Raw genomic sequence first — 11,995 nt, forward strand, 5'->3', positions numbered from 1 at the left:
CTCCTATTAATAGAACGCTTGAAGGCCGGTTTGCGCACGACCAAGGATCAGAGCGTGGACGTCATGCGTACCTTCGTAGGTATTCACCACTTCCAGGTTGACCAAGTGGCGAGCAACACCAAACTCATCGGAAATACCGTTACCGCCCAACATGTCGCGCGCCATCCGGGCAATGTCCAGGGACTTGCCGCAGGAGTTGCGCTTCATCATCGAAGTGATCTCCACTGCCGCCGTGCCTTCATCTTTCATGCGACCCAGACGCAGGCAACCTTGCAGCGCCATAGTGATCTCGGTCTGCATGTCGGCCAGCTTCTTCTGGATCAGCTGAGTAGCAGCCAACGGGCGCCCAAACTGCTGACGATCCAGGGTGTATTGGCGAGCGGTGTGCCAGCAGAACTCGGCAGCGCCCAGTGCGCCCCAGGAAATGCCGTAACGCGCCGAGTTGAGGCAGGTAAAAGGGCCTTTCAGACCGCGGACGTCAGGGAAGATGTTCTCTTCAGGAACAAACACGTTGTCCATGACGATCTCACCGGTGATGGACGCACGCAGGCCGACCTTGCCGTGAATCGCCGGAGCACTCAGGCCTTTCCAGCCTTTCTCCAGAACGAAGCCACGGATATCGCCGGCATCGTCCTTGCCCCAGACCACGAACACGTCGGCGATCGGGCTGTTGGTAATCCACATCTTGCTGCCGGTCAGGCTGTAGCCGCCTTCCACTTTGCGTGCACGAGTAATCATCGAACCCGGGTCAGAACCGTGGTCAGGCTCGGTCAGACCGAAGCAACCAATCCATTCGCCCGTTGCAAGTTTTGGCAGGTACTTCTGCTTTTGGGCTTCGGTACCAAATTCATTGATCGGCACCATGACCAGCGAGGACTGCACGCTCATCATCGAGCGGTAGCCGGAGTCGACGCGCTCGACTTCACGGGCGATCAGGCCGTAGCTGACGTAGTTCAGGCCGCTGCCACCATACTGCTCAGGGATAGTTGCGCCCAACAGGCCTATTTCGCCCATCTCGCGGAAGATTGCCGGGTCGGTCTTTTCATGGCGGAAAGCTTCGAGAACACGCGGCGCGAGCTTCTGCTGAGCGAATTGCTCAGCGGTGTCACGGATCATGCGTTCTTCTTCGGTGAGCTGTTGATCCAGCAGCAGGGGATCGATCCAGTTGAAGCTAGCTTTACCGCCCATGAGTGTGTCCTCTCGAATCGGGTCAAATAACGTGGGCTGATCCTAGGCCGGGTTCGGCGTTACGGCAAACGAGGATTTTGCATACTGTTGTGCTAATTTCTCACTCCGAAACATCGCAAAATAGCTTTTATGCGATGTATTAGTGAGGTTGACGTACATGCGCAGGAAAATCCCCAGCACAACGGCCCTGATCAGCTTTGAAGCGGCGGCTCGCCACGAAAGTTTTACCAAGGCAGCCCAGGAGCTTTCGCTCACTCAAGGCGCCATTTGCCGACAGATCGCCAGCCTTGAGGAGTTCCTCGGCGTAGAACTGTTCCGACGCTCGCGACGTGGAGTCAAGCTGACGGAGGCGGGCCTTTCCTACAGCCGCCGGGTAGCCACCCAACTCGATGCGGTAGAGCGCGACACCTTGTCAGTGATGGGTCAGCAAGGTGCCAACGTGATCGAGCTGGCCGTGGTTCCAACCTTCGGCACTCAATGGCTGCTGCCACGACTCAAGGATTTCCAGCAAAAACACCCGGAAGTGACGGTCAACCTCACCAACCGAACGCGCCCCTTCCTGTTTGCCGACACCGACTTCGATGCCGCGATCTATTTTGGTGACGCGGACTGGTCGGGTACTGAATCCCACAGGCTGATGGGCGAAAATCCGATGCCGGTGTGCAGCCCTAATCTCATGGGGAAAAAGACAACCCTGTCTCCCGGCGATATCGCCGAATTGCCCCTATTGCAGCAGACCACTCGCCCTTATGCCTGGCGTCAGTGGTTCAACTCCCAAAACCTAAATGTCCCACGAGACATGACAGGACCGCGCTACGAGCTATTCTCCATGCTTGCTCAAGCGGCCATGCACGATATGGGAATAGCGCTGATTCCGCCGTTCCTGATTCAACGCGAACTGGCCGAGAAGCGCCTGGTGATTGCCAACCCCCAGGCACTCTCCAGCATCAAGGCGTATTACCTGATGATTCCTGAGCGAAAGGTCGAATCGGCCTCTTTAAGGGCATTTCGCGATTGGCTGGTCAATCAGGCACAGAGCTACAGCCTAGAAGGATAAAGGCTTTTCACTATTAGCTGACTGCGTAGTCAGCAAAATCAAAGCACTACAGATATAAGTATTTGTCGCATATTCGAAGACTGTACCGACAAGCAGTACAAACGTCCCACAAGAGCCTGAAAACGTGGCCTTGAGCCTCTATTGCGGAGCAATAACGACTCATTCACCTGACCGATGCGTAAATTCTTCAATTTTTACAAGAATCCTTACAAGGCACGGCCTGCAAGGGATTGAACCGGTTAGTTGCGACATTCGGTCACGGGGTGACTTGTAGTTAATTTTCCGTCACCCGTCATAAACCCTTGAAGGGTACTAAGTTCGCCTGCAAAATGCCGCGCCCCGCCCTGATTTGGCGGGATCGTGCTGATCGGCCGCCCCCAGCCGCACCATCCGAAGTGCCTGGGTTTACTCAATAAGATCACGCAGGAGATTTGACGTGCACATTGGTGTTCCTCTCGAAACCCAGACCGGTGAAACACGGGTTGCTGCAACCCCGGAAACCATCAAGAAGCTGATCGGCCAGGGTCATAAGGTCACTGTGCAACGCGGCGCCGGCATTAACGCCAGCGTTGTCGACAGTGCCTATGAAGCGGCAGGCGCAATTATTGGCAGCGCCAACGATGCGTTTGGTGCCGAGCTGATTCTCAAGGTGGTCGCCCCCAGCGACAGCGAGCTGACGCTGATTAAAAGCGGCACCGTTGTGGTGGGCATGCTCAACCCGTTCAGCAATGAAACCATTGCCAAGCTGGCTGAGTGCGGCATTACCGCTTTCGCACTGGAAGCCGCGCCGCGTACCTCCCGCGCTCAGAGCCTGGATGTGCTGTCCTCCCAAGCCAACATCGCCGGCTATAAAGCCGTGTTGCTGGCCGCTCACCACTATCCACGCTTCATGCCGATGCTGATGACTGCTGCGGGTACCGTGAAAGCGGCGCGCGTGCTGATTCTCGGCGCAGGTGTAGCCGGTTTGCAGGCGATCGCTACGGCGAAACGTCTGGGTGCAGTGATCGAAGCGTCTGACGTGCGTCCTGCAGTAAAAGAGCAGATCGAATCCCTCGGCGCCAAGTTCGTCGACGTGCCTTATGAGACCGATGAAGAACGCGAATGCGCCGTCGGTGTCGGCGGTTACGCACGACCAATGCCCGCCAGCTGGATGCAACGTCAGGCCCTGGCCGTGCACGAACGCGCCAAACAGGCTGACATTGTCATCACCACGGCACTGATCCCGGGCCGCAAGGCACCGACCTTGTTGAGCGCGGAAACCGTGGCGCAGATGAAGCCGGGCTCGGTGGTCATCGACCTCGCGGCAGCCCAGGGCGGCAACTGCCCGCTGACCGTGGCTGACCAAGTCGTCGTCGAAAATGGCGTGATCATTTGCGGCCCGACCAATCTGGCCGGCGCAGTCGCGGCAGACGCTTCGGCACTGTACGCGCGCAACCTGCTGGACTTCCTGAAGCTGGTCTTCAACAAAGAAGGCCAGTTCGAGATCAACCTCGAAGACGACATCGTCGCCGCGTGCCTGATGTGCCGCGACGGCCAAGTCATCCGCAAAAACGCCTAAGCAGGGATTCAGACGATGGAAGAGCTTATCTCCCCCGGTATCTACAACCTGATCATCTTCGTGCTGGCGATTTATGTCGGTTATCACGTGGTCTGGAACGTTACACCTGCACTGCACACGCCTTTGATGGCGGTGACTAACGCCATTTCGGCGATTGTGATCGTCGGCGCCATGCTGGCAGCGGCATTGACCGTCACACCGCTGGGCAAAACCATGGGCACCCTGGCGGTAGCTCTGGCAGCGGTGAACGTATTTGGTGGCTTCCTGGTTACCCGCAGGATGCTTGAGATGTTCAAGAAAAAAGCCCCAAAAGCAGTAAAAGAAGAGGCGCCTAAGTAATGAGCATGAATCTTGTAACGACGCTCTACTTGATCGCGTCGATCTGCTTCATCCAGGCTCTTAAGGGCCTCTCGCACCCGACCACGTCGCGGCGCGGCAATGTGTACGGCATGCTCGGCATGGCATTGGCGATCCTCACCACCGTGGGCCTCGTCTATAAGCTGGGCGCCGAGCTGGCCACCGCCGGTATCGGTTACGTCATCGTCGGTCTGTTGGTCGGCGGTACCGCCGGGTCGATCATGGCCAAGCGCGTTGAAATGACCAAAATGCCGGAACTGGTCGCCTTCATGCACAGCATGATCGGTATGGCCGCGGTGTTCATTGCGATCGCTGCTGTCGTAGAGCCGCAATCGCTGGGTATCGTCAAGCAACTGGGCGATGCGATTCCTGCCGGTAACCGCCTGGAGCTGTTCCTCGGTGCCGCCATCGGTGCAATCACCTTCTCCGGTTCGGTAATCGCGTTCGGCAAGCTGTCGGGCAAATACAAGTTCCGCCTGTTCCAGGGCGCACCCGTACAGTTCGGCGGCCAGCACAAGCTGAACCTGCTGCTGGGCCTGGCGACACTGGGCCTCGGCGTGACCTTCATGCTGACCGGTAACCTGAACGCCTTCGCGCTGATGCTGGCCCTGGCCTTTGTGCTGGGCGTGCTGATCATCATCCCGATCGGCGGCGCGGACATGCCGGTGGTGGTGTCGATGCTCAACAGCTACTCCGGCTGGGCAGCGGCGGGCATCGGCTTCTCGCTGAACAACTCGATGCTGATCATCGCCGGTTCGCTGGTGGGTTCGTCCGGTGCGATCCTCTCGTACATCATGTGCAAAGCGATGAACCGTTCGTTCTTCAACGTACTGCTCGGTGGTTTCGGCAACACCGCAGATGCGGCAGGTCCTGCTGGCTCGAAAGAAGCCCGCCCGGTGAAATCCGGTTCGGCTGACGACGCGACCTTCCTGCTGACCAATGCCGACACCGTGATCATCGTTCCAGGCTACGGCCTGGCAGTGGCACGGGCGCAGCACGCGCTGAAAGAGCTGACCGAGAAGCTGACTCACCGTGGCGTGACCGTGAAGTACGCGATCCACCCGGTCGCCGGTCGTATGCCTGGCCACATGAACGTATTGCTGGCCGAGGCCGAAGTGCCTTACGACCAGGTGTTCGAGATGGAAGACATCAACTCCGAGTTTGGCCAAGCCGACGTGGTGCTGGTGTTGGGCGCCAACGACGTGGTCAACCCGGCCGCCAAGAACGATCCGAAATCGCCAATTGCCGGCATGCCGATTCTCGAAGCGTTCAAGGCCAAGACCATCATCGTCAACAAGCGCTCGATGGCCAGCGGCTATGCCGGTCTGGACAACGAACTGTTCTACCTCGACAAAACCATGATGGTCTTCGGCGACGCCAAGAAAGTCATCGAAGACATGGTCAAAGCCGTCGAGTAAAACCTGCTCCAGCGCAATACCCAAAACCTCAGCCTTTAGTAGGCTGGGGTTTTTTATTGCCCGCCAAAAACCGACCAAAGGCTCTAAATCAGGGCTCTGCATTCGACCATGGTAGCGGGAGGATTTTTTTTGAAATCACTAAACTGCATACCTTGCTTTCGTTGCCCGAGATAACAATCCATGTACCGTGATCGTATTCGCTTGCCTTCGTTGTTGGATAAGGTGATGAGCGCCGCTGACGCTGCCGCTCTGATTGAGGACGGCATGACCGTCGGCATGAGTGGTTTCACTCGCGCCGGCGAAGCCAAAGCCGTGCCCCACGCATTGGCCGAGCGCGCCAAAATCACCCCGCTGAAAATCACCCTGATGACCGGCGCCAGCTTGGGCAATGACCTCGATAAGCAGCTCACCGAAGCCGGCGTATTGTCACGACGCATGCCCTTCCAGGTCGACAGCACCCTGCGCAAGGCCATTAATGCCGGCGAAGTGATGTTCATTGACCAGCATCTTTCGGAAACTGTTGAGCAATTGCGCAACCAGCAGCTCAAACTGCCGGACATCGCGGTGATTGAGGCCGTGGCGATCACAGAGCAGGGCCATATCGTACCGACCACTTCGGTGGGCAACTCGGCCAGCTTCGCGATTTTCGCCAAACAAGTGATCGTCGAGATTAACCTGGCGCACAACCCGAATCTCGAAGGTCTGCACGACATCTATATCCCGACCTATCGGCCGACCCGCACGCCGATCCCGCTGGTAAAGGTCGACGATCGCATTGGCAGCACTGCCATCCCGATTCCGCCGGAAAAGATCGTCGCTATCGTGATCACCAATCAGTCTGACTCGCCGTCCACTGTGCTGCCGCCGGACGTTGATACCCAGGCCATTGCCGACCACCTGATCGACTTCTTCAAGCAGGAAGTGGCTGCCGGGCGCATGACCAACAAGCTCGGCCCGCTGCAAGCCGGGATTGGCAACATCGCCAACTCAGTGATGTGCGGGCTGATCGACTCGCCGTTCGAAGACCTGACGATGTACTCCGAAGTGCTTCAGGACTCGACCTTCGACCTGATCGACGCCGGCAAGCTGAGCTTTGCTTCGGGCAGCTCAATCACCTTGTCGAGCCGTCGCAATACCGATGTTTTCGGCAACCTCGAGCGCTACAAGGACAAACTGGTCCTGCGTCCACAAGAAATTTCCAACCACCCGGAAGTGGTGCGCCGACTCGGCATCATCGGCATCAACACGGCGCTTGAATTCGACTTGTACGGCAACGTCAACTCCACCCACATCTGCGGCACGCGGATGATGAACGGCATCGGCGGCTCGGGCGACTTTGCGCGCAACGCGCATTTGGCGATCTTCGTGACCAAGTCGATCGCCAAGAGCGGCGCGATCTCCAGCGTGGTGCCGATGGTCAGTCACGTTGATCACACTGAGCATGACGTCGACATCCTTGTCACCGAAATCGGTCTGGCGGACTTGCGTGGCCTGGCACCGCGAGAACGCGCTCGAGTCATCATCGACAACTGCGTGCACCCGGACTATCGCCAAGCCCTGGATGACTACTTCACAGCCGCGTGTGCACTCGGCGGACATACGCCGCATATCCTGCGTGATGCCCTGAGCTGGCACATAAACCTGGAAGAAACCGGGCGGATGCTCGCGGTGTAATTGATACAGATAGCAGCTGACGCAAACACAGTTTCGTCAGCTTGCTGTTGCCAAATCAAATCCTGAATAAAACTGTACTGCTGTACCGGTCATTTCCTACCGTAATTGCCTACCTTTTCGAGTCAACCGAGCAAAAACGCACAATATTAGTGCAGACAAGTACAGTTGCCTCAATTTCGACCAGTACACCGCCCTTTAACAGTTAACTGGTCCCTCACAATACAGGTGAACTGTATCTAGAGAGACTGGCCAAACGAGAGGATCATTGGCATCAGTTAAACCACTACCTAATCCCGCCATAAGCGGAAGGATGTCAATCATGGAACGTACACTCAGTTCCGAGCTGTTTTTCGAAGACAACGCTGTAAAAACCCAGGCTTCCACGCCTCTTCGCGTTCTCGCCAACCTGATGCTGTGGCAGCGCCGCATCTCCAGCCGCCATCAACTGGCTCGTCTGGATTCGCGTCTGCTGGCTGACGCAGGGATTAGCGAAGCACAACGCTACGAAGAGCTGAGCAAGCCGTTCTGGCGCTAAGTTAGCGTCGCTGGCTCTGACCCACCGGGTCCACCGCCAGCACTCCAAATTGAAAAAACAAAGCCCGTCGTGGGAAACCACGACGGGCTTTGTCGTTTTGGACCCTCAACATGGGTCATACAGTAGAGACTCAGCCTGACAGGTACAGTTTTACTATTTAAACAACTGAACCAGTACAATTTAAGCGCAGTGTGTCTGTTGCGGAAGAAAGGACGGGATCACCATGAAATCCCGAACTGCCCGCAAAAGGACCGCGCCATGAATCACTTACTGGATGTTTCCGTTTCCACGTCTCAATCAACGCCTCGTTTCCTCTGGTTTCGTCGATTACTGAGGGGCGTTGCCAATAACCTGGAAAGGGCTCGAACCCGGCGTTTGCTGGGCCAACTTGATGATCGGCAACTCTCAGACCTGAACATCAGCCACTCGGATCGTCTCAACGAATTGGATAAACCGTTCTGGCGCTAGCTTCCTGCTTGAACAGACGGGACTGTTCGAACCGACACCCATAGGCCTAATATCCAGATGAAACGTGGCGAACGCTACATGATTGGCGTCTGATTCAACAGACACTGCGCCACCTCTCAATCAGATTTCCCAAAGGAGTTTCACCATGTCCCGTCTTCGTCTGCTCAGCGCTGCAGCCCTGCTTGCCGTGGCCGCCAATTCCCACGCCACCAGCTTTATCGTGACCACCGACGCCGTCGTCGGCGCGCTCAAGGCCACGTCCGATGCGACCTCCGATGTCACTTCTTCCTTTCGCGATGACAAAATCGTACGCGCCGCCCGTGACGACGCCGCCAGCTTCGTGGCCAGCGAAGGCGCCATTCGTGGCGTGAAACTGGAAAGCGCACTCGACCATATTCGCCACCAAGCACCTCAGCTGAACGCGACTGATGCACAACTGGCGCAAGCCATACTGACTATCTAAGCGTCACCGCTGACGTGGGACACGCCAGCCGTGTCCCAATGTTTCGGCGCTGGCTCTAGATCGGACGTTGCGCTAGCCTTGCGACTCGCCTTCAGCTATCGAGTCTCATGCGTTTTCTTTCAAACCTGTTGATCTCTCCGCTTTTCATGGCGGCCTGCTGGGCGGGTTCGGCCCATGCCTATGACGCCTTCAATCTGTCTACACAAGGCATCGTGGCTACCGGCTACGCCACAAGCATGGTGACCTCTGCCCCCTTCGACCGTAAGCTGCTACTTGCAGCACACGATGACGCTGCGGCGTTCATTGCCAGTGACGGCCAACTGCGAGGAGCACAGCTGGAGTCCGCCCTTATTTATCTGCGCCGGACCCAGCCAAAACTTCATGCCAGCGACCTTGAACTGGCGCAGGCAATTCTCGTCCAATAGTTATCCTTGTCCTTGCGGAGTCGTTCCATGCGTAGCCCCCTGATTGTTGTCGCCCTTGGCCTGCTGTTATTGGCCGATGTGACTCAGGCGCAAACCCTGGTTGCCACCAGTAACATCCTCATCAATGCCACCCGGCGCACACTTGATTTCACTTCCGATACCACGACGTCCATCCGTGACTCGAAGATCGTTCGTGAAGCCCACGACGATGCGGCCAGTTTCGTCGCCAGCGATGGCGAGATTCGTGGCGCGCACCTGGAAGCGGCTTTCAACACGTTGCGTACCCGCGTACCGGAAGCCCGCGACGCCAGTGATCAGGTTCTCGCCGAAGCCATCCTCGCACTGTGAGGTCACCAGGCGCCTGGCTGTTGGCCGGGGTCATGTTGCTGCTCGGCAACACGGCCCAGGCTGACTTGCAATTAAGGCTTAAAACCGAAGGACTCAGCCCCGCTCAACAGCAGGCCAGTCAGGCGCTGCTCGATGAAGCCATGCAGGCGCTGCCGCCGCGGTTCATCGAACAGCTTGACCGACGCATTGACGTCGGCTGGACCGATGACATGCCTAGCAACGCTTACGGCCAGGCGTCGCTGGTGTCTGAGCTCGATCTCAACCGCAACCTGCTTGCCAGCCTCACTGACGGCAGCGCCGCGACCAAAAAGACTTACCGTCCCCATGTCACCGTGCGCCGCGAAATGCTTGCCACGGTGTTGCACGAACTCACCCACATCTATGACCGCTCGCGACTTTGGCCAGACGCAGAGCGCACGCTGATTCAGCGCTGCACCCGGCGCAACAGCAGCTCAGGGCTAATTGGCATTCCCGATCAATGTCGCGGCCAGTCCGACCGACGCTTTACGCTCAGCGACGATCCGCACCTGCTCGACCTCGCCGGCTGGCCACAGTATGTCGGCCGTCGTGGCGAGCGCGAACAGCACAACCGGCAAATTGCCCGCAGCCCCGACATTTACGAGACGAGCAGCCCCAAGGAGTTCGTCGCGGTCAACATGGAATATTTCCTTCTCGACCCGGCCTACGCCTGTCGCCGTCCTGCGTTGTACCGCTACTACAAAGAACATTTCGGCTGGGCGCCCGCGGTTAAAGACACTTGCGGCAAAACCTTCTCCTTCCTCAATGCCGGCAACGATTTCGCCAAAACACCACTAGGCCAGGTCGATCCGGAACGGGTCTACGCCGTCGACTATCTGCTGGCTGAAGCCAACCAGAACTGGGTCAGCCGCTGGGGTCACAGCATGTTGCGATTGGTGATCTGCGCCCCCGGCCGCCCCCGTGGGCCGGATTGTCGCCTGGATCTGGATCAGCATCTGGTGTTGTCCTACCGCGCCTTCGTCGGTGACGTGCAGCTGTCGAGTTGGGACGGACTAGTGGGCAAATACCCGTCGCGTCTATTTATCCTGCCGCTAGCCCAAGTGATCGACGAATACACCAAAACCGAACTGCGCAGCCTGGCCTCGGTGCCGTTGACCCTGTCGCGCAGCGAGATCGAGGACGTGGTGGAACACGCCGCGGAAATGCACTGGAGTTACGACGGCAACTACTTCTTCCTGTCCAACAACTGCGCTGTAGAAGGCCTGAAGTTGCTGCGCAGCAGCACCAACAATACAAAATTGGTCGGGTTGGACAGCATCATGCCCAACGGTTTGCTGGAAGTGCTCAAGGGCCGTGGACTAGCGGACACCAGCGTACTGGACGATCCCCGCGAAGCACTGCGTCTGGGCTATCGATTCGACTCCTTCCGCGATCGTTATCAAGCGATGTTCGAAGTGCTGAAGAAGCACTTGCCGATCAAGCAGGACAAGGTCGAAGACTGGCTCGCATTGAAAGCTGAAGAGCGCAGGCAATGGATCGACCAAGCCGATTTGCGCACCAGCGCAGCCTTGCTGTTACTGGAGCAGGCAGCCTTCCGCCAACAATTGGTGCTGGCCCAGGACGAAGTAAAGCAGCGCTATCTGGGCGCTCGGGAATTGAAGAACGGCGGCATGGACAAGGCCAATGCGACCTTGCAGCAAATTCTTGCAAACAGCGGCTTCCTCAGCCGTCCGGCGGAGCTGCTCGGCACCGGTGGTTATGGATTGCCGCAGCCAAGTGAGTGGCAGCGTCTGGAATCGGAAAGCAGCCTGCGGCAGAAGCAGCTTCAGGCCCTGACAGGCGATCTGGACAAAGAGGTGAGAGCGCTGCTCGACCCGAGCCGTGCAGCCGAAATGGCCGCCAATGAAGCCAACCTGAAGCAGGTTGGCGAGCATCTGAGGAAGTTGCACAAGGCGGCGGGCGGGCTGGAGTTGCCGTAAACAACAGGCTTCGCGGCTAATCCGCGAAGCCTTCTACGCCTACCTGCTATTCAAAGCACCCCTTCGAGAATTTCATAAACGATCCCGGTTCCTACGGCGATCAGCACAATGTCGCCGCCCGCACGGCGCCATTCGTACCCTGGGTAATACGGCAGCCGGCCCAACGCCCGGTTATCGAGGCGTTCGCCGTAATAGCCGTGAGGCAGCGGTCGACCACGTACCAGATGAATACCCGGAGGTGGCGGAGCACCGCGTACGAAATAGCCATGGTTATCGTGGATAGTCTGGCGCACCGGGCCGAAGTCCCGTGGCGGAGGGCCGCCGCGATGATTGTCCTGCGGGCCACGGTGATCGTCGCCATGATTGTCACCGCGGTTATCGTAATGGCCTTGCTGCGGGCCGCCGCGGTCGTGATCGTCGCGCTGATCAGCACTCGCATTCAGCAACGGGGTGGCACTGAGCATCAGCACACCCAGGCTGGCAATCAGACGTTTCGGCATTTTCATCGGGTCTTTCCTCACTGCACATACAGCAAAAAGGGCTTCA

At 57.8% G+C, this 11,995-nt stretch carries 13 protein-coding genes; 11 read left to right on the forward strand and 2 right to left on the reverse strand.

Features of this window, described 5'->3' with window-relative positions; translation table 11 throughout:
• Positions 1–6: 6 nt before the first annotated feature.
• Entirely contained in the window at positions 7–1,188 is a 1,182-nt protein-coding gene (locus ABH912_RS19680) for an acyl-CoA dehydrogenase (RefSeq protein ID WP_033059888.1), read from the reverse strand.
• A gap of 157 nt (positions 1,189–1,345) precedes the next feature.
• Here ABH912_RS19680 and ABH912_RS19685 point away from each other — a divergent pair, with 157 nt between their 5' ends.
• The 11 genes from ABH912_RS19685 (at position 1,346) to ABH912_RS19735 (ending at position 11,449) form a co-directional block, all read left to right on the forward strand.
• The gene (locus ABH912_RS19685) at positions 1,346–2,245 is read left to right on the forward strand and encodes a LysR family transcriptional regulator (protein WP_033059886.1); all 900 of its coding nucleotides are present in this window, start codon (positions 1,346–1,348) and stop codon (positions 2,243–2,245) included.
• Positions 2,246–2,681: 436 nt separating this feature from the next.
• Positions 2,682–3,803 carry a Re/Si-specific NAD(P)(+) transhydrogenase subunit alpha gene (locus ABH912_RS19690; protein ID WP_033059884.1) on the forward strand — a complete coding sequence of 374 codons (1,122 nt, stop codon included), beginning with the start codon at positions 2,682–2,684 and terminating at the stop codon, positions 3,801–3,803.
• 15 nt (positions 3,804–3,818) lie between these two features.
• Positions 3,819–4,142 (forward strand): NAD(P) transhydrogenase subunit alpha, encoded by a 324-nt coding sequence (locus tag ABH912_RS19695; RefSeq protein ID WP_003187010.1) that lies wholly within the window; start codon positions 3,819–3,821, stop codon positions 4,140–4,142.
• Entirely contained in the window at positions 4,142–5,578 is a 1,437-nt protein-coding gene (locus ABH912_RS19700) for an NAD(P)(+) transhydrogenase (Re/Si-specific) subunit beta (RefSeq protein WP_074872384.1), read from the forward strand. The genes ABH912_RS19695 and ABH912_RS19700 overlap by 1 nt, the downstream gene beginning before the upstream one ends.
• 180 nt (positions 5,579–5,758) lie before the next feature.
• Positions 5,759–7,252, forward strand: coding sequence for an acetyl-CoA hydrolase/transferase family protein (locus tag ABH912_RS19705; RefSeq protein ID WP_033059880.1), 1,494 nt, complete (start codon positions 5,759–5,761; stop codon positions 7,250–7,252).
• A gap of 319 nt (positions 7,253–7,571) precedes the next feature.
• Positions 7,572–7,787 carry a DUF1127 domain-containing protein gene (locus tag ABH912_RS19710; RefSeq protein ID WP_008154465.1) on the forward strand — a complete coding sequence of 72 codons (216 nt, stop codon included), beginning with the start codon at positions 7,572–7,574 and terminating at the stop codon, positions 7,785–7,787.
• Positions 7,788–8,045: 258 nt separating this feature from the next.
• Positions 8,046–8,255 (forward strand): DUF1127 domain-containing protein, encoded by a 210-nt coding sequence (locus ABH912_RS19715; RefSeq protein WP_082459185.1) that lies wholly within the window; start codon positions 8,046–8,048, stop codon positions 8,253–8,255.
• 145 nt (positions 8,256–8,400) lie between these two features.
• Complete coding sequence (locus ABH912_RS19720; protein WP_008044656.1) at positions 8,401–8,718, forward strand: DUF2388 domain-containing protein; 318 nt, start codon at positions 8,401–8,403, stop codon at positions 8,716–8,718.
• A 107-nt stretch (positions 8,719–8,825) separates the two neighbouring features.
• Positions 8,826–9,143: a DUF2388 domain-containing protein gene (locus ABH912_RS19725; RefSeq protein ID WP_033059877.1), complete on the forward strand. Its 318-nt coding sequence runs from the start codon at positions 8,826–8,828 to the stop codon at positions 9,141–9,143.
• A gap of 27 nt (positions 9,144–9,170) precedes the next feature.
• Entirely contained in the window at positions 9,171–9,491 is a 321-nt protein-coding gene (locus tag ABH912_RS19730) for a DUF2388 domain-containing protein (RefSeq protein WP_033059875.1), read from the forward strand.
• A complete protein-coding gene (locus ABH912_RS19735; protein ID WP_429511435.1) occupies positions 9,488–11,449 on the forward strand; it encodes a DUF4105 domain-containing protein in 1,962 nt (653 codons plus the stop codon). The genes ABH912_RS19730 and ABH912_RS19735 overlap by 4 nt, the downstream gene beginning before the upstream one ends.
• Before the next feature lie 50 nt (positions 11,450–11,499).
• Here ABH912_RS19735 and ABH912_RS19740 read toward each other — a convergent pair whose 3' ends face one another.
• Positions 11,500–11,955: an anti-virulence regulator CigR family protein gene (locus ABH912_RS19740; RefSeq protein WP_033059871.1), complete on the reverse strand. Its 456-nt coding sequence runs from the start codon at positions 11,953–11,955 to the stop codon at positions 11,500–11,502.
• Positions 11,956–11,995 lie beyond the last annotated feature (40 nt).

The organism is Pseudomonas sp. BT76 TE3572 (assembly GCF_050435365.1).
Classification (GTDB): Bacteria; Pseudomonadota; Gammaproteobacteria; order Pseudomonadales; family Pseudomonadaceae; genus Aquipseudomonas; species Aquipseudomonas fluorescens_W.

Excerpts from the sequence above, each read along its gene's own strand:
- ABH912_RS19680 (WP_033059888.1), bottom strand. The coding sequence starts at position 1,188 with ATGGGCGGTAAAGCTAGCTTCAACTGGATCGATCCCCTGCTGCTGGAT.
- ABH912_RS19685 (WP_033059886.1), top strand. The coding sequence starts at position 1,346 with ATGCGCAGGAAAATCCCCAGCACAACGGCCCTGATCAGCTTTGAAGCG.
- ABH912_RS19695 (WP_003187010.1), top strand. The coding sequence starts at position 3,819 with ATGGAAGAGCTTATCTCCCCCGGTATCTACAACCTGATCATCTTCGTG.
- ABH912_RS19700 (WP_074872384.1), top strand. The coding sequence starts at position 4,142 with ATGAGCATGAATCTTGTAACGACGCTCTACTTGATCGCGTCGATCTGC.
- ABH912_RS19705 (WP_033059880.1), top strand. The coding sequence starts at position 5,759 with ATGTACCGTGATCGTATTCGCTTGCCTTCGTTGTTGGATAAGGTGATG.
- ABH912_RS19710 (WP_008154465.1), top strand. The coding sequence starts at position 7,572 with ATGGAACGTACACTCAGTTCCGAGCTGTTTTTCGAAGACAACGCTGTA.
- ABH912_RS19715 (WP_082459185.1), top strand. The coding sequence starts at position 8,046 with ATGAATCACTTACTGGATGTTTCCGTTTCCACGTCTCAATCAACGCCT.
- ABH912_RS19720 (WP_008044656.1), top strand. The coding sequence starts at position 8,401 with ATGTCCCGTCTTCGTCTGCTCAGCGCTGCAGCCCTGCTTGCCGTGGCC.
- ABH912_RS19725 (WP_033059877.1), top strand. The coding sequence starts at position 8,826 with ATGCGTTTTCTTTCAAACCTGTTGATCTCTCCGCTTTTCATGGCGGCC.
- ABH912_RS19730 (WP_033059875.1), top strand. The coding sequence starts at position 9,171 with ATGCGTAGCCCCCTGATTGTTGTCGCCCTTGGCCTGCTGTTATTGGCC.
- ABH912_RS19740 (WP_033059871.1), bottom strand. The coding sequence starts at position 11,955 with ATGAAAATGCCGAAACGTCTGATTGCCAGCCTGGGTGTGCTGATGCTC.